At 59.6% G+C, this 26,728-nt stretch carries 27 protein-coding genes; 18 read left to right on the plus strand and 9 right to left on the minus strand.

Going from position 1 to position 26,728, the window contains the following annotated elements:
* Positions 1-545 (minus strand): LysM peptidoglycan-binding domain-containing protein (locus tag ACTHV6_RS07440; RefSeq protein ID WP_441386654.1); only part of this gene is annotated, 545 nt, incomplete at its 3' end.
* 172 nt (positions 546-717) lie between these two features.
* Here ACTHV6_RS07440 and ACTHV6_RS07445 point away from each other — a divergent pair.
* The gene (locus ACTHV6_RS07445) at positions 718-1,071 is read left to right on the plus strand and encodes an Rv2175c family DNA-binding protein (RefSeq protein WP_441386655.1); all 354 of its coding nucleotides are present in this window, start codon (positions 718-720) and stop codon (positions 1,069-1,071) included.
* 3 nt (positions 1,072-1,074) lie between these two features.
* Here the strand turns inward: ACTHV6_RS07445 and ACTHV6_RS07450 are convergent, their stop codons facing one another.
* Positions 1,075-2,151 carry a polyprenyl synthetase family protein gene (locus ACTHV6_RS07450; protein WP_441386656.1) on the minus strand — a complete coding sequence of 359 codons (1,077 nt, stop codon included), beginning with the start codon at positions 2,149-2,151 and terminating at the stop codon, positions 1,075-1,077.
* Between the two features lie 117 nt (positions 2,152-2,268).
* Here ACTHV6_RS07450 and ACTHV6_RS07455 point away from each other — a divergent pair, with 117 nt between their 5' ends.
* The 5 genes from ACTHV6_RS07455 to ACTHV6_RS07475 all read left to right on the plus strand — a co-directional run bounded on the left by ACTHV6_RS07455 (position 2,269) and on the right by ACTHV6_RS07475 (position 9,236).
* Positions 2,269-3,342, plus strand: coding sequence for a DUF4192 family protein (locus tag ACTHV6_RS07455; RefSeq protein ID WP_441386657.1), 1,074 nt, complete (start codon positions 2,269-2,271; stop codon positions 3,340-3,342).
* 57 nt (positions 3,343-3,399) lie between these two features.
* The gene (gcvT, locus tag ACTHV6_RS07460) at positions 3,400-4,563 is read left to right on the plus strand and encodes a glycine cleavage system aminomethyltransferase GcvT (protein ID WP_441386683.1); all 1,164 of its coding nucleotides are present in this window, start codon (positions 3,400-3,402) and stop codon (positions 4,561-4,563) included.
* Positions 4,564-4,588: 25 nt separating this feature from the next.
* Positions 4,589-4,957 (plus strand): glycine cleavage system protein H, encoded by a 369-nt coding sequence (locus tag ACTHV6_RS07465; RefSeq protein ID WP_441386658.1) that lies wholly within the window; start codon positions 4,589-4,591, stop codon positions 4,955-4,957.
* A gap of 2 nt (positions 4,958-4,959) precedes the next feature.
* Positions 4,960-7,821 (plus strand): aminomethyl-transferring glycine dehydrogenase, encoded by a 2,862-nt coding sequence (gcvP, locus tag ACTHV6_RS07470; RefSeq protein ID WP_441386659.1) that lies wholly within the window; start codon positions 4,960-4,962, stop codon positions 7,819-7,821.
* 110 nt (positions 7,822-7,931) lie between these two features.
* Positions 7,932-9,236 (plus strand): RNA polymerase sigma factor, encoded by a 1,305-nt coding sequence (locus tag ACTHV6_RS07475; RefSeq protein ID WP_441386660.1) that lies wholly within the window; start codon positions 7,932-7,934, stop codon positions 9,234-9,236.
* A 10-nt stretch (positions 9,237-9,246) separates the two neighbouring features.
* On the opposite strand, the gene ACTHV6_RS07480 is transcribed toward ACTHV6_RS07475, so the two are convergent.
* Genes ACTHV6_RS07480 through ACTHV6_RS07490 form a run of 3 tightly spaced genes read right to left on the minus strand, consistent with a single transcriptional unit; the run spans position 9,247 to position 10,529 of the window.
* Positions 9,247-9,633 carry a type II toxin-antitoxin system VapC family toxin gene (locus ACTHV6_RS07480; protein WP_441386661.1) on the minus strand — a complete coding sequence of 129 codons (387 nt, stop codon included), beginning with the start codon at positions 9,631-9,633 and terminating at the stop codon, positions 9,247-9,249.
* Positions 9,630-9,863, minus strand: coding sequence for a FitA-like ribbon-helix-helix domain-containing protein (locus ACTHV6_RS07485; protein WP_441386662.1), 234 nt, complete (start codon positions 9,861-9,863; stop codon positions 9,630-9,632). The genes ACTHV6_RS07480 and ACTHV6_RS07485 overlap by 4 nt, the downstream gene beginning before the upstream one ends.
* Positions 9,864-9,905: 42 nt before the next feature.
* Positions 9,906-10,529 carry a 3'-5' exonuclease gene (locus ACTHV6_RS07490; protein ID WP_441386663.1) on the minus strand — a complete coding sequence of 208 codons (624 nt, stop codon included), beginning with the start codon at positions 10,527-10,529 and terminating at the stop codon, positions 9,906-9,908.
* Positions 10,530-10,633: 104 nt separating this feature from the next.
* Between ACTHV6_RS07490 and ACTHV6_RS07495 the strand changes: the two genes are divergently transcribed.
* The 3 genes from ACTHV6_RS07495 (at position 10,634) to ACTHV6_RS07505 (ending at position 14,179) form a co-directional block, all read left to right on the plus strand.
* On the plus strand, positions 10,634-10,828 hold the full coding sequence (locus ACTHV6_RS07495) for a DUF7455 domain-containing protein (protein WP_441386664.1): 195 nt from the start codon (positions 10,634-10,636) through the stop codon (positions 10,826-10,828).
* Between the two features lie 94 nt (positions 10,829-10,922).
* The gene (locus tag ACTHV6_RS07500; protein ID WP_441386684.1) at positions 10,923-13,058 is read left to right on the plus strand and encodes a DNA gyrase/topoisomerase IV subunit B; all 2,136 of its coding nucleotides are present in this window, start codon (positions 10,923-10,925) and stop codon (positions 13,056-13,058) included.
* 122 nt (positions 13,059-13,180) lie between these two features.
* Complete coding sequence (locus ACTHV6_RS07505) at positions 13,181-14,179, plus strand: GNAT family N-acetyltransferase (protein ID WP_441386665.1); 999 nt, start codon at positions 13,181-13,183, stop codon at positions 14,177-14,179.
* A 5-nt stretch (positions 14,180-14,184) separates the two neighbouring features.
* On the opposite strand, the gene ACTHV6_RS07510 is transcribed toward ACTHV6_RS07505, so the two are convergent.
* Positions 14,185-16,602 carry a DNA gyrase/topoisomerase IV subunit A gene (locus ACTHV6_RS07510; protein ID WP_441386666.1) on the minus strand — a complete coding sequence of 806 codons (2,418 nt, stop codon included), beginning with the start codon at positions 16,600-16,602 and terminating at the stop codon, positions 14,185-14,187.
* Between the two features lie 123 nt (positions 16,603-16,725).
* Between ACTHV6_RS07510 and ACTHV6_RS07515 the strand changes: the two genes are divergently transcribed.
* The 3 genes from ACTHV6_RS07515 to ACTHV6_RS07525 are packed head-to-tail and all read left to right on the plus strand — an operon-like array spanning position 16,726 to position 19,060.
* Positions 16,726-17,292: a DUF5998 family protein gene (locus tag ACTHV6_RS07515; RefSeq protein WP_441386667.1), complete on the plus strand. Its 567-nt coding sequence runs from the start codon at positions 16,726-16,728 to the stop codon at positions 17,290-17,292.
* Positions 17,289-18,410, plus strand: coding sequence for an alkaline phosphatase family protein (locus ACTHV6_RS07520; protein WP_441386668.1), 1,122 nt, complete (start codon positions 17,289-17,291; stop codon positions 18,408-18,410). The genes ACTHV6_RS07515 and ACTHV6_RS07520 overlap by 4 nt, the downstream gene beginning before the upstream one ends.
* A complete protein-coding gene (locus ACTHV6_RS07525; RefSeq protein WP_441386669.1) occupies positions 18,410-19,060 on the plus strand; it encodes a thymidine kinase in 651 nt (216 codons plus the stop codon). Before ACTHV6_RS07520 ends, ACTHV6_RS07525 begins: the two co-directional genes overlap by 1 nt.
* Here the strand turns inward: ACTHV6_RS07525 and sepH are convergent.
* Complete coding sequence (gene sepH / locus ACTHV6_RS07530) at positions 19,057-20,052, minus strand: septation protein SepH (protein WP_441386670.1); 996 nt, start codon at positions 20,050-20,052, stop codon at positions 19,057-19,059. The two genes, ACTHV6_RS07525 and sepH, sit on opposite strands and share 4 nt — an antisense overlap.
* Positions 20,053-20,338: 286 nt before the next feature.
* Here sepH and ACTHV6_RS07535 point away from each other — a divergent pair, with 286 nt between their 5' ends.
* From ACTHV6_RS07535 to ACTHV6_RS07550, 4 genes are read left to right on the plus strand one after another with little or no spacing between them, the layout of a single operon-like run.
* Complete coding sequence (locus ACTHV6_RS07535; RefSeq protein WP_441386671.1) at positions 20,339-20,638, plus strand: DUF4193 domain-containing protein; 300 nt, start codon at positions 20,339-20,341, stop codon at positions 20,636-20,638.
* Between the two features lie 19 nt (positions 20,639-20,657).
* Entirely contained in the window at positions 20,658-21,332 is a 675-nt protein-coding gene (locus ACTHV6_RS07540) for a DUF3710 domain-containing protein (RefSeq protein WP_441386672.1), read from the plus strand.
* 23 nt (positions 21,333-21,355) lie between these two features.
* Positions 21,356-21,601: a hypothetical protein gene (locus ACTHV6_RS07545; RefSeq protein WP_441386673.1), complete on the plus strand. Its 246-nt coding sequence runs from the start codon at positions 21,356-21,358 to the stop codon at positions 21,599-21,601.
* On the plus strand, positions 21,598-22,275 hold the full coding sequence (locus ACTHV6_RS07550; RefSeq protein WP_441386674.1) for a DUF3159 domain-containing protein: 678 nt from the start codon (positions 21,598-21,600) through the stop codon (positions 22,273-22,275). Before ACTHV6_RS07545 ends, ACTHV6_RS07550 begins: the two co-directional genes overlap by 4 nt.
* Here the strand turns inward: ACTHV6_RS07550 and ACTHV6_RS07555 are convergent.
* Both ACTHV6_RS07555 and ACTHV6_RS07560 read right to left on the minus strand, forming a co-directional pair.
* Positions 22,244-22,930, minus strand: a complete 687-nt coding sequence (locus ACTHV6_RS07555) for a potassium channel family protein (RefSeq protein ID WP_441386675.1) — start codon at positions 22,928-22,930, stop codon at positions 22,244-22,246. The two genes, ACTHV6_RS07550 and ACTHV6_RS07555, sit on opposite strands and share 32 nt — an antisense overlap.
* A gap of 2 nt (positions 22,931-22,932) precedes the next feature.
* On the minus strand, positions 22,933-23,580 hold the full coding sequence (locus ACTHV6_RS07560; RefSeq protein ID WP_441386685.1) for a potassium channel family protein: 648 nt from the start codon (positions 23,578-23,580) through the stop codon (positions 22,933-22,935).
* Positions 23,581-23,642: 62 nt separating this feature from the next.
* On the opposite strand from ACTHV6_RS07560, the gene ACTHV6_RS07565 reads away from it, so the two are divergent.
* Together ACTHV6_RS07565 and ACTHV6_RS07570 are read left to right on the plus strand one after the other, a co-directional pair.
* Complete coding sequence (locus ACTHV6_RS07565; RefSeq protein ID WP_441386676.1) at positions 23,643-25,442, plus strand: hypothetical protein; 1,800 nt, start codon at positions 23,643-23,645, stop codon at positions 25,440-25,442.
* A 1-nt stretch (position 25,443) separates the two neighbouring features.
* On the plus strand, positions 25,444-26,667 hold the full coding sequence (locus ACTHV6_RS07570) for a class I SAM-dependent RNA methyltransferase (protein ID WP_441386677.1): 1,224 nt from the start codon (positions 25,444-25,446) through the stop codon (positions 26,665-26,667).
* The last annotated feature ends 61 nt before the right edge of the window (positions 26,668-26,728 follow it).

The following is a 26,728-nucleotide window of genomic DNA, read 5'->3' on the forward strand; positions in this document are numbered from 1 at the left end:
TGGCCCACATAGATTCTGTTGGGGTTGGCCAGCGAGTTGGACTTTTGGATCGCTCCGGGGGTTGTTCCGTACTTGAGGGCGATGGAGGAGAGGGTTTCGCCTGAGACCACCACGTGGCGCTTGCCGCTGGTGCTTGACGCCGCCTTGCCAGATGATGCCGGCGCAAATTGCGTACTTGAGTTGGATTTACCCGGAATAGTGAGTTTCTGGCCGATCTGAAGATAGGCCGACTCATCGATGCCGTTTGCCTTGGCAATGGCGGAGACGGAGGTCCCGTTCTTCTTCGCAATATCCCACAGCGTGTCGCCAGAACGAACCGTATAGGTTGATGCCTTCTTGGCCGTGGGAGCCACCGCCTTGACGGTAGGCGTTGCTGCGTTCGCGGAGGGTGCTGGCACCCCGCCAACCACACTGAGGGCTGGACGCGTCAGCGGAACAGTTTGCTCAACGGCACCCGCGTGGGCTGCCGGACCAAAGAGTCCGAAAGTCGTGGTTGCCGCGAGGGCGGCGCCGGTCACCCGGACGGCCTGTGCATGCCTGTTCAAAACGTAACCTCCGTATGGATGGCTGATCCTGACCGAACCGTTGGTAACGGTGGTACTGATGTTTAAAGTGATGAAAATGTTACTCAAGTGACAATAGTCGTTTTCTTGGCGTCTGACCAGAGGCAAATCTTCACATTCGGCGGGGTACCGGTTTGTCAGATAGTCTTAAACCGTGAATATTCAAGGCGAATGGTTGTCTGTCCCCGAAGTGGGAGAACTATTAGATATCCGGCTACGTGACGTCCGCGATATGATACGCGCGCATCAACTACTGGCCGTCAGGAACCCTGACTCCAACGCCGTGATGGTGCACCGTGATGAATTGGTCGAGCGTGACGGGGGTTGGCAGCCGCTTCCTTCGCTGCGCGGAACAGTGACGGTCCTAGAGGATGCAGGCCTCACGGATGCCGAGGCCATGGAGTGGCTATTCCACGAAAACGGCCTACTCGCAGCCCGCCCCATTGATGTGCTCAGGGACGGGAATGTGCACGCCGTGCGGCGCGCGGCAGCCATTCAGGACATCTAGGTCCTACGAGTTCCTACCTTGGAGCTCATCCATGAGGGCCGCAAGGGTGGCAGCGCCCTCTGCCCGGCCGTCGAGTGTTGCGAGAAGCTCACGTGAGGCGGCCTCCCGTTCATTAATCATCTGCTCGTGGCGGGAGCGTGCACCGCACGTGACGGCGAATGAGCGTAATTCATCGATCTGGCTATCCGTGAGATCGGTGCCCATCAAGGAATCAATCCACTCCCGCCGGTTCCCGCTTGCCTCCCGCATCAACGCGAGCAGCACGGTGCGTTTGCCCTCGGTGATATCGCCGCACGAAGGTTTACCGGTCTGATCGGGCTCTCCAAAGATCCCCAGATCATCATCACGCATCTGAAACGCTTCTCCCAGTAATCCCCCGAGTGTGCGCAGTTGGCTCGTGAGCTGCGGGGAACCGCCTCCCAGCATTGCGCCGATGGTGAGGGGTAGCTGGACGGAATAGCTGGCGCTCTTGTGCCGCAGAACGCTCAGCGCAGATTCTATGGCATTTACTTGATTGGCCAGCGGCTGGTGTTCAGCTCGGATATCGAGGTATTGACCGAAGGCTACCTCCACGCACATGTCGTGAAACTGTGTGGTGGCGCGGCTGGCCGCGGCAGGAGCCACCAGGCAGGCGGCCTCGTGGAACTCTCGGCCTGCCTCAGCAAGCAGAAGATCCCCTAGAAGAATGGCTCCGGCTCGGGCGAAATCATCGCCGGATCCGAGCCACGCATGGGAGTTGTGGAGGTCACCGAAGAGAATGTGGGCGGCGGGCTTGCCACGCCGGGTGGGCGAATCATCAATTACATCATCGTGAACAAGAGCGGAGTTTTGATACAGCTCCAGCGCGCTCCCGGCAATAATTGCGGCTTCCGGTGAATCCTCGGTTGCCAATTGATAGCCAGCAAGTACGAAAGCGGCCCGGGTTCGCTTTCCCCCAGTGATGAGCGAACGTGCTGGTGCCAGCAATTCGGTGTGAGGTCCATCTTCAGACGGTGTGGAGATCAGCCACGCCAGCGCATCAACGCGCTCAGAAAGCCGATTGGTTACCTGATGGCGGAACTCGGGCAGGGTGATGTGCATGCTACTGAGCTTATCGGGTCAGTCGGGGTGGTTTCCCCAAGTACGGTTCGCGTGGCTTTTATCCACAGGCTTTTCGCGGCCGCAGCGTTCGGGAGCAAAGAGCGGTTGGATCGTGCCATGGACACATTGACATTGCATGAGCCCTCAGAGGCACTGGTACTCATCCCGCACTTCATCGGATTCAAACCAACGCATCACCTTGTCTTCTTAGGGCTGGAGTTTTGCGGGCAGGACGCTCTCGGTGAGCGTGGTGCCATTGGGCCGGTGATGGTATTGGACACGGATGATTGCGGAATCGAGCCCGAAGCTGGAATTGCTCTGGCTCGCAGCATCCGCGATTATGGCGTGAGGAAAGCCATCATGGCGCTGTTTTGCGGGGACATCAACGAAGATTATCCGGACTTTGCCCGCGAGTTCCGTAATGTATGCGCGATGGTCAGCGACGCCATGCCGAATAGCCCGGAAAGCTTCTTTGCCCCCTTTGTCGTGGATAACGAGTTCTGGGCGGAGTACGACGGCGGGGAGCTCACTCCCGAGAGTTGGGCGGACCTCGAGAGTTCTCCAGTTGGTACCGCAATGGTCTATGCAGGAAGCGCACCCCAAACTGAACCTCCATCGCACGCGTTGGAAAGGCGCGGCATTGACGATCAAAATGGGGCCCAGAAAAGTGGAGCACAGTGGGTGAAAGCCAATCGTCAGCAGTTGGTGAAGGAAGGGGCACGGGTATGGGACGAACTGATCACGAGATGGAAAGATCCTGCAACACGTGAAGAAGTAGCTCGCGATATCGAAGCCTTAGGCAAGGCCAACGCGGCTCTATCAGTTGTAGGCATCCGCGATCGCATTCTGATGTGGAGCACAACGCTGGACTGCCAGTCCATCTCAGGAATCGGTGAGGATGGTCTGGTCGAAGGACTATCGGCCGCCGTTGTGACACCGCCGCCCGTCTCGCGGCTGGAGGAGATCGTTTCGCTTCTCGAACTATGCGCAACTGTGGCATGTGAGGATGATCCGGTGGCTCTCAGCTGCGCCGGATACTGCCTATGGTGGTTCGGGCAGAACACGCGGGCGGCATGCAGGTTGGAGGAGGCTCTAGCTGCTGATCCCGATTACACGTTGGCTCAGCTACTGACAGATGCCGTAAACGCGGCGATCTTGCCGCTTTGGCTATCTGGGACTAGAGGAGAATGACATGACCTTCTGATTCGATGTGAGATTTATCGCTCAGCGGGGTAGATTCGTAGTGTGATGTCGGGCTCAACGGTGAGCTGGGCATCACCTGACAGGGAATCGATCAACGGAGGAATTATGGCCCCGCTTCTCGAGACGGCGCTCATCAGCGAACACCAGCGCCTTGGTGCCAAGCTCACAGACTTTGCGGGTTGGGCCATGCCGCTGCGGTACCGCTCGGACAGGGAGGAACATGCGGCGGTTCGTGAGCGTGCAGGAATCTTTGATCTGTCACATATGGCCCAAATCGAAGTGGAAGGCCCCGGCGCATCTGAGGCGCTCGATGCCAGCTTCGTGACCCAGCCGTCTACCATGCCGATCGGCCGCGCGCGCTACACGCTACTTCTGGCTCAAGACGGCGGGATTATTGATGATCTCATCGTATACAGGCTAGGTACATGTTCCTTCCTGATCGTCGCCAATGCGGCCAATAGGCTGGTCGTGCGTGATGAACTGGCGGCCCGGGCACGGGCCAGCAACGATGGCTCAGCCGTGGGCGTCACTGACACCACACTCCACCGTGCCCTCATCGCGATTCAGGGACCAGAATCAGCGGCGATTGTTCGAGAGCTCCTTCCTAAGGCCGAACGCCCGATATTAGATGAGCTGGGGTACTACCGAATGAGCGAGGTGCACATGGGTGGTCCCGTGCGTCTTGCACGAACCGGCTACACGGGTGAAACCGGATATGAACTGATGATGCCAGCCTCTGCTGCCGCGAATGTCTGGGAGCGGGCCCGAAAGATCGGGGAAAGCCACGGGCTCCTTCCCTGCGGCCTCGCCTCCCGCGACACGCTCCGTTTGGAGGCGGGCATGGCTCTGTACGGCCACGAACTGGGGCGCGATGTTTCCCCCAAGGATGTTGGACTTGCTGGGCTGGTCAAGGATCACCAATTCGTTGGGCGCGCGGCTTTAGCCGAACGGCCCCAGAACTGGGACCTGTACGGTTTGGAAGGTGCGGGCCGCCGCGCGGCCCGTGCCGGGTGCGCCGTGAACCTCAACGGTCACCCGATCGGGGAGATTACCTCCGGAGTACTATCACCAACCCTCGGCCACCCGGTTGCCCTTGCTCGATTGACACCCGGGCTCAGCGAAGGAACTGCCGTGGAGGTTGATGTTCGCGGCAAAACATTCCCCATGACTATTTCTCACCTACCTTTTTATTCTCGTACTCGCCACTGAACCACCCATTCACAAGGAGAATGCCATGAACTATCCAGATGATCGTTTGTACTCAGAAGATCATGAGTGGATCACGAAGGGAACGAAGGCCCGCGTGGGAATCACCGCTTTTGCCGCTCAGGCACTCGATGAAGCCGTATACGTGGAGCTGCCCGAGGTGGGTGATGAGCTGGAAGCAGGCGAGCCGTGCGGTGAAATAGAATCCGTGAAGTCCGTATCTGATCTTGTTGCGCTCGCGAGTGGCACAGTCACCGCGATTAACGAAGCGGTCGTGGACGAACCCAAAATCGCGACCGATGATCCACACGAAAACTGGCTATATGAGTTGGACGTTTCCGAGCGGGGCGATCTTCTGGACGCCGCAGCCTACACGGCCTTTATTGAGGAGCAGTAGAGATGGCCGATTTCTCCATTCGGCACACTGGCACCCGCGGTGAGGATCGCACCCACATGCTGGCCGCGGTGCACGTGCACGATCTGGACACTCTCATGTCGCGGGCCATGCCCCATCGCATCGCCTCGCCTCCAGCTGACGAACGCCTGCCACGGGCGGCCACCGAGGCAGAAGTTGCGAGCGAACTAGCGTCCATGGCCGCAGCGAATACAGCCCGGACGTCCATGATTGGTCAGGGGTATTACGATACGGAAACTCCTGCGGTCATTCGGCGTGGAATCCTTGAGAATCCATCGTGGTACACCGCCTACACCCCGTACCAACCGGAGATTTCTCAGGGGCGGTTAGAGGCTCTCGTCAATTTCCAAACGATGGTCAGCGAGTTGACCGCGATGGAGATCGCCGGCGCTTCTCTTCTCGATGAACCTACCGCCGCCGCTGAAGCGATTGCGCTTGCCTCACGTGCAACTGGGCGGGATCGAATCGCGGTAGATCGCGATGTGTTTGAGCAAACCCGTGCCGTGATCGAGACACGATGCCGTGGGCTGGACATCGAACTTGTCCCAGTCAACATTGATGGGCCGATGGACTTAACGGAATGCAGCGGGCTACTGGTTCAGTATCCCGGCGCGACAGGGCGGGTGCATACGGCCTCCACATACCGCGGATTGGGTGATGCTATTCACGAAGCTGGCGGGCTGTTCATTATGGTGGCTGATCTGTTGGCATGTTCCATTCTCACCCCTCCGGGAGAATTGGGAGCAGATATTGTTGCCGGCAGCGCTCAACGCTTCGGCTTGCCGATGGGAGGAGGTGGCCCGCATGCTGGGTACATCGCGTGCCGTGAGAAGTACAAGCGCAACCTTCCGGGCCGAATCGTCGGAGTTTCTAAGGACCGCGCTGGTAATCCGGCCTACCGTTTGGCACTGCAAACTCGCGAACAGCATATCCGCCGTGAAAAGGCCACGAGCAACATCTGCACGGCGCAATCGCTGCTTGCGATCATGGCATCAATGTACGCCGTTTACCACGGGCCAGAGGGCCTTGCCGCCATGGCCGATCGCGTTCATGGCCAGGCACGGGCTCTCGCGTGCAATCTCGCGGATCTGGGAGCGCACGTCAATTACACGCGATTCTTTGACACCCTGACGGTTTCGGTCACGCAGAAGGCGGACGAAATCCTTGCGGCGCTACTGGAAGAGAATGTCACGGCGTACCGGGTGGATGGGGATACGCTGCGGCTCTCGGCAGACGAATGCACGACAGATCTGGCGCGGCGGCACGTAGTCCAGGCATTTGCCAGAGTGCTTGACGGGCCCCGCACATCGGTGGACATCACCCAGTACTCGCTGGGCGAGGACGTTCGGCGCACGAGCCAGTACATGGAGCAGGCCACGTTCCACCGCTACCGCAGTGAAACCGGCATGATGCGTTACATGCACAGGTTGGCGGAGAAGGACTATGCCTTAGACCGGGGCATGATCCCGCTCGGATCATGCACGATGAAGCTCAATGCCGCTGTGGAAGTATCGGCTATTACCCACGAGGGGTTTGCACGCATTCACCCGTTCGCTCCGGCTGGGGATCTAGCCGGCTATCGCACGCTCATCTCGGATCTGGAGACGTGGCTCGCGGAGCTCACCGGCTACGACGCTGTCAGCCTGCAACCCAACGCGGGCAGCCAAGGCGAATTTGCCGGGCTTCTGGCCATCCGCGGGTATCACGAGGCGCGTGGGCAGGGAGAGCGGCGTATCTGCTTGATCCCGGCCTCCGCCCACGGAACAAACGCTGCCTCAGCTGTCATGGCAGGTTTCCGAGTGGTGGTGGTGAAAACCGCGGCTGATGGATCGATTGACCTACAGGATCTGGATCGCAAGATTGAGAAGGCCGGTGCACACATTGGCGCGATCATGCTGACGTATCCCTCCACTCACGGCACCTTCGAAGAACAGGTCACTGAGGTCACTGACCGTGTTCATCGCGCTGGTGGGCAGGTATACATCGATGGTGCGAACCTGAACGCTTTGGTGGGCTACGCTCGTCCCGGAGCATTTGGCGGTGATGTCTCTCACCTTAACCTGCACAAGACTTTCGCCATCCCACACGGTGGAGGAGGGCCCGGTGTTGGCCCCGTGGCGGCCAAGGAACACTTGGCGCCTTACCTGCCGGGCTTCCCTGCAGGAGCAGTTTCCGGGGCTCCATGGGGATCTGCAAGCATCCTTCCCATCACGTGGGCTTACATCACATTGCTGGGCTATGAAGGGTTGCGGGAGGCAACGGCAAGCGCTGTGCTCGCGGCGAACTACGTGGCCGCGCGGCTGGAGCCTGTTCTGCCCGTGCTCTATCGCGGACCCGGCGGATTCGTTGGCCACGAGTGCATTCTGGATGTTCGCCCGTTGAAGGAACAGTACGGAGTGAGCGTGGACGATGTTGCCAAACGACTGATTGATTACGGTTTCCACGCTCCAACGATGAGTTTCCCAGTTCCGGGCACGCTGATGGTGGAGCCAACGGAATCTGAAAGCCTTGAGGAACTCGATAGATTCTGCGACGCTATGGAGGCAATCGCCGAGGAAGCGGCACAGGTTGGTGATCAATGGTCCGCCGATGACAACCCGCTCAGATTGGCGCCCCACACGGCACACTCACTGCTAACAGGTACGTGGGAGCACCCCTATTCGCAAGAGATGGCGGCCTACCCTGACGCCTTGGCAGCCAAGAAGAAGGGTCGCGATCCCGAATACGTGCACCGGCTCATCGAGAGCAAGTACTGGGCGCCAGTTGGCAGGATCGATGCACCGTGGGGGGACCGCAACCTCCAGTGCACCTGCCCTCCTCCGGAGGCTTTCGAGGAACAAGATTAAACTCGCGGGAACAAGTTCGCATGTGTGTGCGTTGACAAGGATGTGCTGGATTACGCCCAGTGCCGGTATGATTAATTGCCTGTCATCCGCTCCCACTTGAAAGGTGTCACGTGGCTACAAAGTCTGCGACTCGCGAAACTGCAGAGAAAGCTGAGGAAAAGAAGGCGCAAGCGCCAAACAAGAAGGCCTCAGCCAAGCGCAAGACTGCCGCTAAGAAGCCAACGTCGCGCAAGAAGGCTGACCCGGTTGATGAGGCGACCGAGGCCGCTGCTGCAGAAGAAAGCACCACCCCAGAGGATCTGGAAGATGTCAATTCGGCCGAGGAGGCTGAAGAGACGTCAGAAGATTCGTCCGATGACGGCGATGCGGTCAAAGCCGGCCAGATCAAGTTGCCGAAGCTTCGCACCGAAGAACCGCCGCTGAGCCGCAAGGGTGCCTTCACCGTCACGGATTCTGACGAATCTGACGAACCGGCAGTCCGTGTTCACGTTGCGGGAGCAACAGCCGATCCTGTCAAGGACTACCTCAAGCAAATCGGCAAGGTTCCGCTGCTGAATGCCGCAGAGGAAGTTGAGCTGGCCAAGCGGATCGAAGCCGGCCTTTACGCCGATCACATCTCCAAGTCCGGGGCTCTGGACTCCAAGGATGATCGCCTCTACTTGCGCGAGCTCAAGGCAATCGCCCGCGATGGGCATCAGGCCAAGAACCACCTGCTCGAAGCCAACCTGCGCCTCGTAGTGTCCCTAGCCAAGCGTTACACGGGCCGTGGCATGCTCTTCCTTGATCTTATTCAGGAAGGGAACTTGGGCCTTGTTCGAGCCGTTGAGAAGTTCGATTACACCAAGGGCTACAAGTTCTCCACGTACGCAACGTGGTGGATTCGTCAGGCTATTACCCGCGCCATGGCCGATCAGGCACGCACCATCCGAATTCCGGTACACATGGTGGAAGTCATCAATAAGCTCGCTCGCGTGCAGCGCCAGATGCTTCAGGATCTAGGCCGCGAACCCACAACCGAAGAACTCTCCAAAGAGCTGGATATGCCCGAGGAGAAGGTGATCGAGGTTCAGAAGTATGGCCGCGAGCCGATTTCGCTTCACACACCGTTGGGTGAGGATGGCGATTCGGAGTTCGGCGATCTCATCGAGGATTCCGAAGCCGTGGTTCCAGCCGATGCCGTGGGCTTTACCCTGCTTCAGGAGCAGCTCCATCAGGTACTCGATACCCTGTCAGAGCGCGAAGCCGGCGTTGTCTCTATGCGTTTCGGTCTGACTGACGGCCAGCCCAAGACTCTCGATGAGATTGGCAAGGTATACGGCGTAACACGCGAACGTATCCGTCAGATCGAATCCAAGACGATGTCCAAGCTGCGCCATCCGAGCCGCTCTCAGGTTCTGCGCGACTACTTGGAGTAGAGCAGTGGGTTCAGAACACCTCGACGGCGCTGGTGACACCCGGGACGCGGGCAAGCTTGCTGTCGTGAGTGATGAGCGGGATAGATAGGCGCTCTGCCAGCGCGATATATGTTGCGTCATAGCTTGTTGCGTTGGTGCCAATCTCCCATGCACGGGTGGCAAGAAGCTCGAACGGCCAGAGCTGTATCGGCGCGCCCATGATGCCGTCGAATGCTACGTCGGCTTTCGAGGCTGCGAGGATCCCGGCGTTTCGCTGCCTCCGGATGACATTGGTCGCTTCAATGCGAATGTGGGCAGGCGCGTGAAGTGTTTCGCCCTCTAGGCGTTTGGCGAGTGCGGTCCCAGACGGGGAGAGCCATACCTCGAGCAGCGCCGAGGCATCGATGACAATGCTCATCGCCGATCCGCATCTAGATCGGAAAGGATGAGATCCGCGCTCTCTTGACTGTTTGACTTGGCAAACTCTCGAGCCGAAGAGAGCCAATCGTCAATGCTCGGTTCGCGGGCCAGACGTTCGAGTTCGTTCAACAGGTACTCCTGTAATGACCGGCCGGAACGTGAAGCCCGTTGCGCGAGTAAGTCACGGGTGTGGTCGGGTACGTGGCGAATAGTAACGGAAACGCTCATGCATGCATTTTAGCAGCACTGTTGAGAAGGTAGCCGAGTCGGTTAAAAGAGGGGAGCAGGCCATCCGAGGTGGCTGGCCCGCACCTGTGCCTCGATCCACGAGGCGGGACCGAGTTGGGTGCCCGTCCGCGTGTGGACCGGATTCTCGAAACGGCTGCCCGATTCTTCCGCTGTCAGGTACGCCCTAAGGAGGCCGGCAGCCGTGTGCGCATCGGCAAGCGCCCGATGATGCTGAAGCATCTGCACGCCGGCCCTCTCAGCTGCGCTTGCCAACGAGTGGCGCCCAGGCGGTAGATACATCTTGGACAACTCCATCGTGCACACGGTCGCTTCCGCTGGGATATGCATCGGGAAGCCAGCCTTGCGGAACCCCTCATTGAGGAACCCCACATCGAAGGCCGCGTTGTGAGCCACGATAGCTCGTGATTCCAACCGGGGAACCACCTGCGGAAGGATCTCGGTGAACGTGGGTGAGGATTCGACGTCGTCGTCCGTAATCCCGTGAACAAATTGCGCACGAACGCTCTGGCCGGGGTTCACCAAACTGGTCCAGCTGGTTTCAAACGCGCCGGCGGAATCAAGCAGAATGATGCCCACCTCGATGATGGCGTCACTGCGGGGATTGAGTCCGGTTGTTTCCAGATCTATCACGGCGAAACCGCTCATGGCCCTCCTTCGTACCGGGACACTCTACACGGGGACGTTCCGCCGCGGGTGAACTCATAGTCCACGGCGGGAATGTTTTTGGCCTTTAGTGCTTTGATGTTGGTGTGAACGGAACAATGATTGACGAGAAGGAAATGACCGCACTCGATCGCTGCGATGTGTGTGGCGCTCAAGCATACGTGCGCGCCACCATGGAGCACGGCGAACTTCTTTTCTGTGGGCATCACGCTAGCCAGCATCTCGATAAACTCAGCAAGGTAGCCGTATCCATTCAAGATCAACGCGATCGCATTAGTTAAACACTGTAGAAGAGCGCTAAGGCGAAGGACTTTCACGTGAAGTTCTTCGCCTTTCGCGTGCCAAAACACGAAAGTGGCCATCCGAGCACGTAGCATGTGGGACGTGTCTACGAACGAAGCATATACCGCGCGCCACCTTCAGGTTCTTGAAGGCCTAGAGGCGGTTCGCAAACGTCCGGGAATGTACATTGGCTCCACAGATTCGCGTGGCCTCATGCACTGCCTGTGGGAGATCATCGACAATGCGGTGGACGAAGCTCTTGAGGGCTACGGCACGGAGATCTCGATCCGGCTGTACGCGGACGGCTCAGTGGAAGTGGCGGATAGTGGACGCGGCGTTCCGATCGATATCGTGCCGGGTGTGGGACTGACCGGTGTGGAAGTGGTGTACACCAAGCTTCACGCCGGCGGGAAATTCGGCGGGGGATCGTATACATCCTCCGGCGGGCTGCATGGCGTTGGCGCCTCCGTGGTGAACGCGCTTTCTGCTCGCATGGATGTGCAGGTGGATCGCGGCGGCAAGACCTATCAGATGCAGTTCCATCAGGGCATTCCGGGGAAGTTCGCCAATGGGCGGCGTAAGAAGGTACCAGATGCGGACTTCACTGCCTTCACCACCGGCTCCGAACTTGAGGTTGTGGGTAAAGTTGCCCGCAAGAAGACGGGCACGCGCGTTCGGTATTGGGCAGATCCGGAGATTTTCCCGGCAACGGCACAGTTCTCCTACGACGAACTGGTGCACAGGGTGCGCCAAACGGCCTTCCTCATCCCAGGGCTCAACATCACCATTGCCGATGAACGCGGCCTGCCGGGAACACCGGGCGAAGAGGGAGTGGCCGAAGAATCCTTCTGCTTCGATGGTGGAACGGTTGACTTCGTGGACCATTTGGCCAAAGATCCAGCTCTCACGGCAACGATGAAGCTCGAGGGCGAGGGGACGTTCATGGAGAACGTTCAGGCCTTCGATAAGACCAGCGGGCACCTGCGCACCCAAGAGGTGGAACGCACGTGCGCCGTCGATATCTCACTGCGGTGGGGGACAGGCTACGAGACGGAGGAGGCCTCCTTCGTCAACATCATTTCCACTCCGGGCGGCGGAAGCCATCTTGCCGGGTTTGAGGTGGGGCTTATGAAAGTGATGCGCTCGCTCGTGGAATCCAATGCGCGGCGCCTCAAGCTGACGGCCAAAGAGGGAAAGATTGAAAAGGACGATGTGCTGGCTGGGTTGACGGCCGTTGTGACCGTCCGGTTACCCGAGCCGCAGTTTGAGGGCCAGACCAAGGAGATTTTGGGGACGGCCCCCGTGCGTGGGATCGTTGCGGGCGTCGTGGAGAAGGAACTGACCAAGGTTCTTTCGTCAACCAAGCGAGACCAAAAAACAGAAACTCAGCGCCTCCTCGAGAAAGTGGTGGCGGAAATGCGCGCTCGCGTGTCCGCCCGCATGCACAAGGAGCTCTCCCGGCGCAAGAACGCCCTTGAATCCTCGAGCTTCCCAGCAAAGCTCGCAGATTGCCGCAGCGAAGAAGTGGATCGCACCGAGCTGTTCATCGTGGAGGGAGATTCCGCCTTGGGAACGGCGCGGTTAGCGCGCAACAGCGAATTTCAGGCACTCCTGCCCATACGCGGCAAGATCCTCAACGTGCAGAAGGCCTCGCCCACCGAGATCCTGAAGAATGCCGAAGTGGCTTCCATGATTCAGGTTGTGGGCGCCGGATCGGGGCGCACGTTCGATATCAGCGCCGCGCGATACGGCAAGATCATCATGATGACAGACGCGGACGTGGACGGGGCACACATCCGGACCCTCCTGCTCACGCTGTTCTTCCGCTACATGCGGCCCATGGTGGCCGCCGGCCGCGTGTTCGCGGCGGTGCCCCCTCTCCACCGTATCGAGGTGGCCGGATCGGGGCGGCGTAAGGGCGAGTGCATCTACACCTACTCAGAAAACCAGCTGCACCAGGAGCTGGCGAAGCTTGAGCGTTCGGGCCGCCACTATAAGGAGCCTGTCCAGCGCTATAAGGGGCTCGGTGAGATGGACGCCGATCAGCTGGCCGAGACCACGATGGATCCGAAGCACCGGACGCTTCGCCGGATCCGGATGGAAGATGAAGCTGAGTTACGTTCGGCAGAAACTGTATTCGAGTTGCTCATGGGCAACGAAGTGGCCCCGCGGCGCGAGTTCATCGTGGACGGGGCCGCGCATGTGGATGCGCAGATGATTGACGCGTAGCCCGGGCACGTTACTGGATGAATACCCGGGTAGAATCAGGGCAGCAATTAACCAGTGACTAACCAGTAACCAACCATTAACTCAGACGAAGCCAGTAACGCTCACCCGCCATCAGGAGCCGTATGCACGAAACGTCCCACGCCATGACATGGGTGCCGATCGGGCCGTACCAGTCCAAGGAAATCTTGAGACTGGTACGAGCGATCGAGGAAAACGACGGAACGCCGTACCGCAGTTCTCATGAGGAGATCCTCGATTACTTTGATCCGGCCCACTTCTGGCGTGCAACCGCGGCGCGGGACTATTCCGGCAAACTCATCGCCTTCGGGCTCACGCGCACGCCGATAGTGCACGGCCCAAACGTTGAAGTTATCCTCTCCGGGGGTGTACACCCCGATTTTCGCGGTAACGGTGCCGGGCGTCAGCTCTTAGGAATGCAGCTGGCCACCGCCGAGCAGCTTGTTCAGGGCGAATCAGAATCTGCCGTGGCTGTGATGCACGTTGATTCCGGCAACCCAGACCTTGAGGATCTGCTGGTGCGCGCCGGATTTTCTGTGAGTAGTTCGTACGCTCAGATGCGCAAGCCGCTCGCGGAGTTTGAAGCACATATGGAGGTTCCCTCCTTTGTCACCATCGAGCCCTACACACAGGCGTTGTCCGAGGATGTTCGCAAGGCTCACAATGCTATTTACGTTGAGGAGTTCGCCCGCCCGGCGCTCACCCCGGCCCAATGGGCCGCGGAGCGCCAATACACGGACATCCCGTGGAGCTTTGTGGCAGTGGATCGGCGCGGGGATCGCCCCCGGGTTGCCGGCTACCTGTTATCGGGCCGTTTCGAGCAGGATTGGGAGTCCTTCGGCTGGTCCGAGGGGTACATTCAAGAGGTAGCCGTCCAGCACGAATGGCGTGGCCGCAACATCATGAGGGCGCTCCTTGGCAACGCCATGACGTCCTATCAGAACGACGGTATCGAATTTGCCGGGCTGGATGCGGATATTCATCCTGATCCGGCCCAGAGCAATGTGGCAATGTTCGAGCGGCTTGGATTCGAGCGCACCGGCACAACGAACATCTACGCCCGTAATCTCGATGTGCGGGCTGGCAACTTGTTGCGCCGCTAGCGCCTCTAGCCGATCGCGCTAATCACGGCGGAAAGCGGTGTCCCGGACGCATCGCGGCGCTCATCCAATTCGGGTAGCTCGCAGGGCTTACCTGCCGAATCCATCGCGCGTAGGGGTTCGGGACCCACGTAGGCGAGCTGCAGGCAATCCTCACCGCGTACGAAGCGCTGGGCGCGGACGCCGCCCGTGCCACGTCCCTTGGCTGGGAAGCGATCGAGGGGAGTGACCTTTGCCGATCCCGCCATGGTCCCGTCAAGGGCGGCCGTGTTGCCGGATACCGTGACCACAAAGGAGGCCGCCAGATCATCGGCAGGCACCACTCCCAGGCACAACACCTTCGCGCCTTCAGCCAGGCGCATGCCGGCGATACCTTGACCGGCTCTGCCTTGGGCGCGCACGGCCTGTGCGGAGAATCGGAGAAGCTGGGCGTCGCTGGTGACCAGCACGATCGCATCGTCGGCTCCGGCCTCGTGAGCGCCCACCACAAAATCGCCGGGGGCCAGTGTGACCACCTCGAAGGATTCGCGGTTTGGATAGGTGGGCGTGATCCGTTTGATCTTGCCCTGGGCGGTGGCCAGAGCGATGGGGGCGCCTTCTTCCAAACTCACGATAGTGAGAGGCTTCTCGCGGGGTGCCAGCGTGAGCAGCTCGTGCAGCTTGGCACCGCCGCGGAGGCTGGGCGCGGAGTTCGTGGAGGGCAGTGACGGTGCCAGAAGCGCGTCAAGGCGGTGCAAGTTTCCCTGATTGGTGATCACGCCAATCTGGCCACGTACGGTGGAGGCAATGGTGGCACGGATGCCATCGTGGCGGGAACGAGCCCCTTCGCGGCTAGGTGCCTCTGACGTGCGGGCGATCAGGCCGGTTGCTGAAAGCAGCACCCAGCAGGGATCGTCGGCTAGTTCGAGTGGCATGGCGCCCTTGCCGGTTTGCTGGGTGCCATCGGCTTCCACCAGCACGGTGCGCCGCGGTGTGCCGAAGGCTGTGGCCACCTCGTCCATCTCCGCGGATACCACGTGGTGCAGTTCGTCCTGCGAGCTGAGAATCTTCTCCAGTTCGGAGATTTGATTGAGGAGCTCTTGACGGCGCTGTTCCAGCTCGATCTGTGAAAACTTGGTGAGGCGGCGCAGGCGCAGCTCCAGAATATAATCGGCCTGCGGCTCGCTCAGATCGAACACCTGCTGGAGCCGGGCGCGGGCCGCCGCCGTATCGTCAGACGAACGGATCACGGCGATCACTTCATCGATGTTGAGCACGGCGACGAGTAGGCCATCAATGAGGTGGAGATCCTTCGTGGCTTTGTCCAAGCGGAACTGGGAGCGCCGCCGCACCACGCTGACGCGATGGTCGAGGAAAACCTGAAGAAGCTCTTTCAACCCGAGAGTACGGGGCTGGCCTTCCACCAACGCCACATTGTTGATCCCGAAGGAGTCCTCCAAGGGCGTGAATTTGTACAGCTGCTCCAGCACCGCTTCGGGGTTAAAGCCGTGCTTGAGCTCAACCACCAGACGCATGCCGTTGTGGCGATCAGTGAGGTTGTGGACCGCGCTCACACCCGAAATCTTCTTCGCCGTGATGGCATCCTTGAGCTTTTCGATGATCTTTTCGGGGCCCACGAGGTAGGGGAGTTCGGTGAACACGATCCCCTTCTTGCGTGCGGTCACGTTTTCGATAGAGGCGGTGGCGCGGGTCTTGAAGATGCCGCGTCCGGTTTCGTATGCCTGACGTATGGGATCCAGTCCCACGATCCTGCCGCCTTCGGGAAGATCGGGACCCGGAATGAATCGCATGAGATCTTCTAGCGTTGCATCGGGGTTTTTCAGCAGGTGCTGTGCTCCGGCCACCACCTCCACAAGGTTGTGGGGCGGCATGTTCGTCGCCATGCCCACGGCGATTCCCGAAGCGCCGTTGACCAACAGGTTGGGGATGGCGGCGGGAAGGACGGACGGCTGGGACAGCGTGTTGTCGTAGTTGGGCACCATCTCCACAACGTCTTCATCCAACGAATTGGTCATGGCAAGGGCCGCGGGTGCCATGCGCACTTCGGTGTAGCGGGCGGCCGCCGGCCCATCGTCTAGGGAGCCGAAGTTGCCGTGCCCGTCCACCAGCGGCAGACGCATGGTGAAACTCTGGGCCATACGAACCGTCGCATCGTAAATGGCAACATCCCCGTGTGGATGAAGCTTGCCCATGACATCGCCCACCACGCGTGAGGACTTGACGTGTCCCTTGTCTGGGCGCAGCCCCATCTGATCCATCTGAAAAAGAATGCGGCGTTGAACGGGTTTGAGCCCGTCGCGTGCATCGGGAAGGGCGCGTGCGTAGATGACCGAGTAGGAATACTCCAAGAACGAAGTCCGCATCTCCGTTGAGACATCGATATCTACAATCTTCTCTTCGATCTCATCGGCAGCAGAATGGCGCATGGTTTCAAGTATCCCGGCACCGGCAGCTTCAGCCAAGTTATTCGTCGCCGTGTCCCGTGATATTCGTGACGATGGGCGTATCGCGAGGGTGCGCTGAGGCGGGTGAAGTGAGAGAATCGGGCAGTGCTAGTTGATCAGAAGTCCGCGCTCGTGAGCGAGCTCGCCTCCATCGTGGCCGTCGATTCGCCGATCGCTGGCGATCTCATGGATTCGCTTGATGGGGTCGCGCAGATCCGGTCCTATTTCATTCGGCCCGAAACGGTGTTCGATCAGGATTCGGTTTACAACTCCGTGGGAATTTTCGTTTTGACCACGGAGCGTTTGATCATTCTTGTGTCGGACGTTTCCTACGAGTTCAGTCCCGAGGGCGAATTCATCACCACCACTCAGGTTGTGGACCTTGACGAGATTAAAGATTTTCAGGTGATCCGGAGGCGAGTGGCCGATGGACAGGAAGCTGGTGCCCTCACGTCCGTGATGATGCGGCTCCGTTGGGGCGCTACCTGGCAGCACGATATCCGTCCGGCCACGTGCGATAATCCCCAGTGCACAGCGGACCACGGCTTCATGGGCGTGATGAGTGGCGACGACGCCGAAGTCTTGCTTGATCACACTCTGGAAGAGACCACGTTCCGCAAAGGGCTGGCATTCATGAGCGATCTGCGCCAAGCTCTGGCATCGCGCTCATGAGCGAGTGGCTATTGCCTGGCCAGCGATCGGTCCGGGCCACGTTGTCCGCGGCATTGGACGCCGTTGGTTTCGGCACTCCAGGGTCTAGCGCGGATCGTGAACTGCTGGGGATTCCGCAGGCCGATCGCGTGTGCTTTGTACTCGTGGATGGGCTGGGGTTCCACAATCTTGAGGCACGATCTGGGCATGCGCGTACCCTGCGATCGTGGAGCAGCGTTGAACCGCTCACCACCGTGGCGCCGTCCACAACGGCAGCGGCGATTACGGCAGTGGGTACGGGGGCGCTTCCAGGCCAAACGGCCATGACGAGCTACGCGCTCAAATCTCCGGTGACAGGAGAGAATTTTTCTCTCATCAAGTGGGAGGGGAGCGGGCTCGATCCGCTCGCGTGGCAAACACACCCCACTCTGTTTGAACAGCTTCCCAGCGAACAGGCACGCCAATGTGTGCTCATTCAGCCGCGTGAGTTCGTTGCCTCAGGGCTCACGCAGTGCGCGCTGCGCGGGGCACGGGCGCTGCCCGCCAAGACACTTGAGGACAGGGTTGAGGCCGCGGCCAAAGCATTGAGGGGCGGGGGCAGCGTTGCCTACCTGTACTGGGGCGAACTCGACCATGCTGGGCACGGTAAGGGCTGGATGTCCGATGAATGGGTGAGCGAACTGGAGGGCTTGGATGCGGCCATGTCCGCGCTCGCTCGGGCGCTACCCAAGGGAACGCTGATCGTTCTGACAGCCGATCATGGCATGGTGGATGTGACGCAGCGGTATGACGTTGCGGAGCTTGCGACGCTCGCACAGCAGGTCAGCCTTGTCTCGGGTGAGGAGCGCGCCGTTCACCTCTACACGGAACAGCCTGAGGACGTTGCGCACAGGTGGAGGGACTTCTTCGGGGATGATGCCCTCGTGCTGACTCGGGACGCCATCGCCAGTGGCGGACTGTTTGGGCCCTTAGAAGATCACGCGAGAGCCACGATGGGTGACGTTGTTGTGTTTGCCGGCGGCACGGACGCTGTGATCGATTCGCGGCTCAGGAAGCCGGGTCAGTCATTCATGGTGGGAGTGCACGGATCGTTGACTCCGCAGGAAATGTTGGTACCCCTGTTAGTAGAGGTGGCGTAATGGCGGAACTGGCTTTCTACTCTGGAACGATGAACTGCGGCAAATCAACGCTCGCGCTACAAACCGCCTACAACTATCAACAGTTGGGCCACCGCGGCATGGTGTTTACCCGGGGCGATCGCGCGGGTTCTGGCAAGCTATCCTCACGGATCGGGCTGGAACAGGATGCCTATGAGGTGGATGCGTCAACCGATTTCTGGGAGGTGGTCTCCAACGAACGTACGCTCGGAGGCCGCGTGGACGTGCTTATTTGTGACGAGGTGCAGTTCTACACTGAGCGTCAAGTTGAACAGCTCGCGCGCATCGTCGATGAAATCGGTATCGATGTCTATGGTTTCGGGATTACCTCAGATTTTCGGACGAAGCTATTCCCTGGTTCAGCGCGCATGATCGAGTTGGCGGACCGTGTGGAGGTCCTTCAAGTCAAGGCGCTGTGCTGGTGCGGCAAGCGCGCAACCCACAACGCCCGCACCATTGATGGTGTCATGGTCACTGAGGGCGAACAGGTTGTTGTGGGGGACGTCAATTCGGGAACCGTGGGCTACGAGGTGCTGTGCCGCTACCACCATCGCCAGCGGATGACGGCCATCACCGCGCAGGCCACGATGGGTGAAGATCCGCTTCCGAACGCATGGAACGCTCAGAGCTAATCCTTCTTGCCAAAAACAATCTCATCCCACGAAGGCATCTCTGGCCGATTGCCGCGCTTCTTCTTGGAATCATCCGAACGTGTACGTGTGGTACGCGAACCAGCCGGGTGATGAGCCTTGTCTTCTTCAGCGGGGTCAAACAGCTCATCACTGAGTGGCTGAGCCACAGACAGGGCGCGCTTGTGTTTGGCGGACTCACTGGGAGTACCGGTAGTCATATCCGATGTTTCGGCGGATTCTCCGGGCAAAACATGAGGGGATGCCGCCTCCGAGTAGGTGGGATCCCCATCCGGATGTGAGCCGGCTACCTCTGGCTCCGGAACGTCTTCTAATTCGTCAAAACTGGGCATGGGGCGCGATTGGCCGCGCTGGGAATCGAGAGTGGCCAGCACATCATCGATCCGTGGGCTTCGATCTGGTTCGGCCGGCTGCTCAATCTGCTTCTCCGAGAGTGCTTGAGCATCGGGGTTGCGAGCCTCGATGTTCTTCCTCTCCAGATCAACGCGCCACATGGCTGTGTGTTCCTCACCGTTTTCGGTGAAGCTGGCGCGCAGAACCCACGGGTTATGCGATTTGCGTGTGGCGTCCCACGTGATGGCATCGGCTGGGACGCCGCGTGCCACAAGCCGGGACGTGATGAGTTCCTCAACGGTCAACGATCCCACTTCACGTCCCTGAACAATCGCCGTGGCGCGGCGCACTAAGTGCTCGCGTTCGGCGAAGATTGGGTAGGCGAGAACAGAAACGCGTGCTGCGGGCAGGGAGGATACCTCGCAGACTTCCTCCACGCTCATACCCTCACGGATCATTGCCTGTATCTCTCGGGGAGAGACATGTCTGGCATCCTCGGGCGATGCTGCGGGGCGAATATCCCGGCGCAAAGCGGCACGAAGATCATCCGAAATCGCTAGTGAGTAGCGATTGCCCTCGGCATCATTGAGCGTTAGATGTTCCCCGTCTGCTTGGAGCCCGAGTAGTTCGAGTGTGATCATGACTCCCTTTCCTCCCGCGTGTACATCAAGGGTGCCACGAGGGTTTGGGCCATGGCGGCAGAAGTAGTAGGTGTGTTCCTCATGGAGTCCTTGAGGGTATGCAAGCCTGCGGCAAGATTCCGGGTATGCAAATGTGAGAATCTCTGGTACATTATGGGCGCACTCGCGGTTAACGGGTGGGAAGAAAACTGCACCGCATGCGTTCTCTTGGTAGGGACGGATGTACCCCGGGGTTCAAACCTTGCCATTGGGCCCTCAAGGAAAAAAGACTGGAGCGTGAGCTACCATGGCGACAGATTATGATGCACCTCGCAAGCAAGACGAAGAGCTGAAAGAGGATTCACTCGAACAGCTCAAAGCTCGCCGCTCCGAGCAACAATCTGGATCGGTTGATGAAGATGAGGTGGAGGCAGCGGAGGGGTTTGAACTTCCCGGTGCTGACCTATCCAACGTTGAACTATCCGTTAATGTGATTCCTGCTCAGGACGATGAGTTCACCTGTTCGCAGTGCTTCCTCGTTCATCATCACTCGCAGCTTGCCTACGAAGAAGATGGACTGCCCGTGTGCTCGGAGTGCGCGGCTTAATTCAGCGGACGGAGTTGTTGTGGGAATCTTTTCCCGAAAGAAGAAGGGAGCCGGCGCTTCCGAGGAAGAAGTGCCGGATTCCGAAATCAGCGAGGCAACTGGACCTTTCACTGAAGAGGATCACCCCGATCGTGGGGAGCTATTGGACGCGGGAGCGCTGTGGCTTCCGACGGTTGAGGGCGCTACGGTCCAGTTCTCAGTGGATAAACGCCGGAAACTTGTTCTTGGGGTTGTGTACGTCAAGGATAATTCTGCACTTCAGCTACAGGTATTTGCCGCCCCCAAATCTTCGGGGCTGTGGGAAGATATCCGCGCTGAGCTCATCTCCGCGATTGCCGCTCAAGGCGGGAAATCAGTTCAGGCAGATGGCGAATATGGTGCAGAGGTTCATGCGGTCATGCCCGCAGGGGATAACAAGAAGCCCACGAGCCGCGTGCGGTATGTGGGGATCGATGGGCCCCGCTGGCTGCTACGCGCTACCGCCACGGGCCGGGCGGCAACAGATGATGCTGCCGCCTCGGCGATTATGCACGAAGTGCTTGATCAGCTGGTTGTTGTGCGCGGCCAAACACCGCACCCTCCGCGTGAGCTCTTGGCTCTAGAGATTCCCAAGAAGGAGTCCGATACTGAGGAATCCGAGCGTCCAACGCTCTCCCTACCCAAGCGCGGCCCGGAGATCTCTGAAGTTCGATGAGCGGCGGCTCACGGAGAATTGATGTGCAGGGGATTGTCACGGCTATCTCGTATCCGGGCGCTGGCCTTTCCCCACTTGTGCGGGTCCAGCTTCAACTGGGGGATGATTCTGTGACCCTAGCCTTCTTGGGGCGTCAGGACGTTCATGCCATCGATATTGGATCACGTCTGAGGGCTCGCGGCGCTCTGGTTGACCGCCGTGGTGTCCCCACACTCTACGATCCGGAGATCACCGTCTTAGCCGATTCGAGTTCTCAGGAGCGAGTATGAGCAACGAACCCAAGAAATCTGGGCTCAACGCCGTTGTGGCCGATGAATTCGATGTATGGCAGGCTCTTGGTGGCGTTCGCGGACTGATCGAGACGGCGGCCCCCAGCCTCGTTTTCATCACCGTGTTTGTGATCAGTGGGGAGCTCCTGCCAGCCATCGCCGCCCCGGTGATCTTTTCTGTTGGCTGCCTACTGTTGCGCCTTCTTCAACGGATCGATGTGATGCCTGCGCTCAGTGGCCTTGCCGGCATTGCGATCTCCGCCATCTGGGCTTGGCGATCAGGGGAGGCAAGCAACTTCTTCATCGTTGGCCTGCTGACGAACTCCGCCTATTTGGCAGTCCTTCTTCTCTCGCTGGCGGCACGGTGGCCTGCACTCGGTCTACTCATTGGTTTTCTGCGGGGGGACACCGCCGGGTGGCGCAAGGATCCTGAATATGCGTCAACCAAGCGCGCCTACCAGAAGATCACGTGGCTCTGGTGCGGTTTATTTGCCGGGCGGTTGATCGTCCAAGCCCCACTCTTTTTCGCGGACGCCACGGCGGCGCTGGGCGTTGCGCGCATGGTGATGGGGCCTTTCCTTTTCGCCTTCGTTGCGTGGATCAGCTGGCTGATGGTGCGGCCACTTCCCGAGATCCCCGGAGCTATTCCGGCTGAGGATGCTCCATCGGAGTGAAGAGCTCGGCTACGAGGTCCAGATCGGCTTCGGCCCCTTCGGCGCATAGCAGTAGCGCTTGATCGCCCGCTTCTAAGGTGAGGTCAGGATCGGCGGCAAACGGCACACCGTCGCGAACAATCGCATTGATCATGACGGTGGCCGGTAGGTAAATCTGAGACACTGGCGTGCCGGCCACTGGAGCATCATCCGGAAGCGTCACCTGCATCAGGCTGGCACCGGAGCGTTGGAACGTCATGACGGCAATCAGTGCGCCATCGGCCACCGCATCCTCAACCAACGATGTGATGATGCGTGGCGTTGATACAGCAACGTCCACGCCCCAGGATTCGTCAAACAACCATTCGTTCTTCGGGTTGTTGATGCGCGCGATGGCACGCTCCACGCCGAACTCTGTTTTGCAGAGTAATGAGACAACAAGATTCGCCTTGTCGTCTCCCGTCGCGGCAACCACCACGTCTGTCTGTTCGGCGCCGGCTCGCTCCAATGTCTCGAGTTCGCAGGCATCACCGAGTATCCAGTCCGCCTGCGATACAGAGGCCACCTTCATCGCACCGGGTGCAAGATCCACGATCGTCACCTCGTGCTTGGATTTCGCCAGTTCGCGTGCGATGGACCGGCCTACTGAACCTGCTCCAACGATCAGTACCTTCACGGCTAGTCCTCCTTGACCGGGTGCATCAGGGTGTATTGAACAGCTCCCGCGTGGCCGGTGGGAACAAGGAGTTTTAGCATATCGCCATCTTGCACAACGAAGTCTCTGTGGGGCAGGAGTCCGTGACCCAGCCTCGTGATGTAGGCAACTTGAGCTGACGTCACGTCTTCGATTTCTCCTACGGTTCGCCCCAGCCAGTCCTCGCTGATATTCACACGAATCAGACTGATCTCAGCCACCTCGTCTGTGTACTCGACGTACGGCCCGAGCGGAATGAGCTGGCGGAGGACCTGATCTGCCGTCCACTTGACGGTTGGAACGGTGGGGATGCCCAAGCGTTCGTACACGCCTGCACGCGTTGGGTCATAAATCCGGGTCACCACGTTCTTCAACCCGAACGTTTCGCGGACCACTCGCGCCGCGATGATATTTGAGTTGTCCCCAGAAGAAACGGCGGCAAATCCTGCGGCATCCTCGATACCCGCTTGGCGGAGTGCCTCACGATCGAAGCCAACGCCCGTCACGCTTTGACCACTGAAGTCCTCAGGCAGCCGCCGGAAGGAATCCGGCTCCTGATCGATCACTGCAACGGAGTGACCCATGTTCGAAAGATTAATAGCTAGTGCGGCTCCAACACGGCCGCACCCCATAATGACGAAGTGCACGGTTAAGACGCTACCTTAAGTCTGAAGGTGGCGTAGCCTAATTGATCATGGGTATTCGTTCAAAGGCCGCGCAATTCGCCGGCTCGCGTAGAGTTGACGCGCTCAGCGCCGTCATCATGTCGGTGTTTCTTGTGCCGCAGCTTATTCTGCGCGTCATGCCCAGCTCCCAGTCACAGTTTGCAGCAGTGGGCGCTATGGCGCTCTCTTCGGTTCTGGCCTTTGCCGCGTTGGTGATTCAGGACAGGGTGCTCCCGCGTAGTTCCAACCCGCGCCTCGTTGCCACCTACATTGGTGAACGGACGGGAGTTGTCCTCTCTTCTGCCCGATTTGTTTCCTATTCGCTCATCATCGTCCTTGGTGCTGGCCTGTTTTCGCAGGCTCTAAGCTCGGTTGTTGATCTGGGCGGGCACGAGCGCCTTGTGGCCGTTGGGGTGGTTGTTGTGATGGCCCTGCCGGGAATTGCCGGAAGGACAGCCCCGGTCCTGTTGCTATACGGCAGCCTTGTCCTTGCGATCGTGAGCCTCGGGGCCGTGTTGATCTACGGCCTGATCGCTGACACATCCGGGGGATACTCGCAGCAGACGCTCGAGGCAACGCGTGAATACATGTCGCAAGCGCCGCCCAACGGAACGGGGCCGTTTAGTGTGGGGGCCGTGGCGCTCGCGGGTATGGTGCCTGCGGGCATCTTGATTCTGACCATCGATCGGCGCGCGGTCCAGTCAGATGACAGATCGAAGAACTTTAAGGTTCAAGGCGCGCGCGCCCTCATCGCCTTCATCGCGATTCTTGTCACGCTCTACTTCGGCTCGTCGCTCGCAATGGCTAGCCGGACGCGAGCACTACCAACCTTGGCCATGGCGTATGGCTTTTTCGGGGAGGCCGGGCACATTGTTCTGGCCGTTGCCGCGATGGTGGCGGGAGTGTGCGCAGTCATTGCCGCATACGGAGTGCTGCCGCGGCTTGTACATGACCTGAGTGTTGACCGCATGTTGCCGCGGCACTACGCCACGGAGCATTCCTCACGGCCACGTGTTGTTGCGATCAGCATCACGGCGGGCCTCGCGGCTCTCGTCTCTGGAATCCTGACCACGGTTCAGGCGGCGGCGATGGTGTTCGTGTTCGCCACTCTCGTGATCTTTACGCTCTGGTGTGCGGCGATGACCTTTCGCGGTTCGGCCATCCTGCGGGAGTCGGTGGATAGGGGCGAACGTCAACGGGCAAGGAGATCGCGCTGGATATTTGGTCCGTGCTCCGTTGTTGGCATGGTTGGGCTCTTCGCTATCGCGTGGGTGAGCATCTGGTGGGCGCTCAGTGCGATTGTGACCTTGGCGCTACCTTCTGGCATGCTCATCTTCTTCCGGCGTGGGCGCGTGCAGGTAGTCCGCAGGCTTGCCGCAACAGATCTCACGGCCGGCCGCGCATTACCCACCCGCGTACACGGGATCATCCTCGTGTCCGCCTTGGATCTTCCGACCCTACGGGCAGTGTCCTTTGCCCGTGCGAGTCGCCTCACGTCCCTGAGCGCTGTAACGTTAGACTTCGATCCACGTGCCACGAAGAAGCTGCGAAACGATTGGAAGGCTGCAGCCCTTCCCGTTGATCTCACCGTGCTGGGAACGCCTGAAGGCGCTGGCCCCCAGAACGTCGTGGACTATGTCCAATCGATGCGCCACGCCCAACGTGCCGATATTGTGACGGTATTTTTTCCCCGTGTGATTCCTACTGGCGTGTGGCAGCGGTTCTTCGTACGCCACTCGGAACCGCGTATCATGTCTGATCTGCGCCTTCAGGAGGGCGTTGTGATGGCAGAGGTTCCCTACCAACTCCAACCCCATGATGAGGATTAGTATGATCGATCTTGAGCTCACCGATATCGCTCACGGTGGCGCATGCGTTGGCCACCTTGATGGCCGCGCTGTATTTGCCCGATTTGGGTTGCCAGGTGAACACGTGCGCGTTGCGGTTACGGAGGAGCGATCGAAGCTCCTGCGAGGCGATGTGGTTGAGGTGCTTGATCACGCTTCGCCGCACCGCGTGAGCCACCCGTGGCCCGTTGCTGGCCCGCTTGGCGTGGGTGGGGCTGAACTAGGGCATGTGGAATTTGATTACCAAAGCGAGTGGAAAACCCACGTGCTGCGCGCAACCGTGCGGCGCATCGGCGGTCAGGAACTCCTCGATCACCTGACCGAGGCGGGGATTGAGCCTAAGGTACGGGCTTTTGAGGAGGACAGGCGTGAGGGCGGCTGGCGTACGCGCACTCGCGTGGAACTCACTGTGGATGCCGATGGGCTTCCCGCAATGTTCCGCCACGGAACGCGGGAAACGGTAGCTGTTGGTCACATGCCACTGGCCGTTGAGGCGATCGATGATCTGGAGCTCTTTGGCGGTTCGTGGACAGAACAGCTGCGCCCGGGGGATCGTATCCGCGCCGTTGCTCCATCGGGAAGCAATCCCGTGCTAGTCGTTGGCCGCAACGCCTTTTGGGCCCCACGGATGCCAGCCGAACCCTACGTTCGTGAGGACGTTGTGGTGGGCCACGAACTCTATAGCTATCGCGTGCGAGCGGATGGATTCTGGCAGGTGCATCGCGAAGCGGCCGGCCAAGTGATTTCGATGGTCACCCGTGCCGCAGAAGTCCAGCCGGGGGACTCTGTCGTGGAGCTCTATTCAGGGGCAGGCCTCTTGACTCAGCCCCTAGCCATCGCGGCTGGCCCCAAGGGGAGCGTCCGGTCCTTCGAGGGCGCGCGTCAGGCAGTTGAGGACGCGCGAGCAAATCTACGCGAATTCGCGTGGGCCACCAGCCGCACCGCCGCCGTTGACGAACGCTTAGTGAACAAGGAAACCGGCGATGTCGTGATCGCGGATCCCCCGCGCGCAGGATTGGGGCGTGAGGTTGCCGGGGCAGTAGCCGCGACTCAGGCACGCCGCATCGTGCTTGTCTCATGCGATCCTGCCGCAATGGCTCGCGATGTCCGGGCGATGGTTGATGCCGGCCGTAAGGTTATTTCGATGGAGTCGATCGATATGTTCCCGAACACTCATCATTTTGAGGTTGTGACGGCACTCTCCTAGGAGTGGAATAGGGTCAGGAACTCGGGCGTTCACCTCAATAACATGATATCTTGACGTCAAG

Origin of the sequence: Ancrocorticia sp. (genome assembly GCF_052089425.1) — a bacterium.
Taxonomy (GTDB): domain Bacteria; phylum Actinomycetota; class Actinomycetes; order Actinomycetales; family Actinomycetaceae; genus Ancrocorticia.

Excerpts from the sequence above, each read along its gene's own strand:
- ACTHV6_RS07450 (WP_441386656.1), bottom strand. The coding sequence starts at position 2,151 with ATGCACATCACCCTGCCCGAGTTCCGCCATCAGGTAACCAATCGGCTT.
- ACTHV6_RS07455 (WP_441386657.1), top strand. The coding sequence starts at position 2,269 with ATGGACACATTGACATTGCATGAGCCCTCAGAGGCACTGGTACTCATC.
- gcvT (WP_441386683.1), top strand. The coding sequence starts at position 3,400 with ATGTCGGGCTCAACGGTGAGCTGGGCATCACCTGACAGGGAATCGATC.
- ACTHV6_RS07465 (WP_441386658.1), top strand. The coding sequence starts at position 4,589 with ATGAACTATCCAGATGATCGTTTGTACTCAGAAGATCATGAGTGGATC.
- gcvP (WP_441386659.1), top strand. The coding sequence starts at position 4,960 with ATGGCCGATTTCTCCATTCGGCACACTGGCACCCGCGGTGAGGATCGC.
- ACTHV6_RS07480 (WP_441386661.1), bottom strand. The coding sequence starts at position 9,633 with ATGAGCATTGTCATCGATGCCTCGGCGCTGCTCGAGGTATGGCTCTCC.
- ACTHV6_RS07485 (WP_441386662.1), bottom strand. The coding sequence starts at position 9,863 with ATGAGCGTTTCCGTTACTATTCGCCACGTACCCGACCACACCCGTGAC.
- ACTHV6_RS07490 (WP_441386663.1), bottom strand. The coding sequence starts at position 10,529 with ATGAGCGGTTTCGCCGTGATAGATCTGGAAACAACCGGACTCAATCCC.
- ACTHV6_RS07500 (WP_441386684.1), top strand. The coding sequence starts at position 10,923 with ATGTGGGACGTGTCTACGAACGAAGCATATACCGCGCGCCACCTTCAG.
- ACTHV6_RS07505 (WP_441386665.1), top strand. The coding sequence starts at position 13,181 with ATGCACGAAACGTCCCACGCCATGACATGGGTGCCGATCGGGCCGTAC.
- ACTHV6_RS07510 (WP_441386666.1), bottom strand. The coding sequence starts at position 16,602 with ATGCGCCATTCTGCTGCCGATGAGATCGAAGAGAAGATTGTAGATATC.
- ACTHV6_RS07520 (WP_441386668.1), top strand. The coding sequence starts at position 17,289 with ATGAGCGAGTGGCTATTGCCTGGCCAGCGATCGGTCCGGGCCACGTTG.
- ACTHV6_RS07525 (WP_441386669.1), top strand. The coding sequence starts at position 18,410 with ATGGCGGAACTGGCTTTCTACTCTGGAACGATGAACTGCGGCAAATCA.
- sepH (WP_441386670.1), bottom strand. The coding sequence starts at position 20,052 with ATGATCACACTCGAACTACTCGGGCTCCAAGCAGACGGGGAACATCTA.
- ACTHV6_RS07535 (WP_441386671.1), top strand. The coding sequence starts at position 20,339 with ATGGCGACAGATTATGATGCACCTCGCAAGCAAGACGAAGAGCTGAAA.
- ACTHV6_RS07550 (WP_441386674.1), top strand. The coding sequence starts at position 21,598 with ATGAGCAACGAACCCAAGAAATCTGGGCTCAACGCCGTTGTGGCCGAT.
- ACTHV6_RS07560 (WP_441386685.1), bottom strand. The coding sequence starts at position 23,580 with ATGGGGTGCGGCCGTGTTGGAGCCGCACTAGCTATTAATCTTTCGAAC.
- ACTHV6_RS07565 (WP_441386676.1), top strand. The coding sequence starts at position 23,643 with ATGGGTATTCGTTCAAAGGCCGCGCAATTCGCCGGCTCGCGTAGAGTT.
- ACTHV6_RS07570 (WP_441386677.1), top strand. The coding sequence starts at position 25,444 with ATGATCGATCTTGAGCTCACCGATATCGCTCACGGTGGCGCATGCGTT.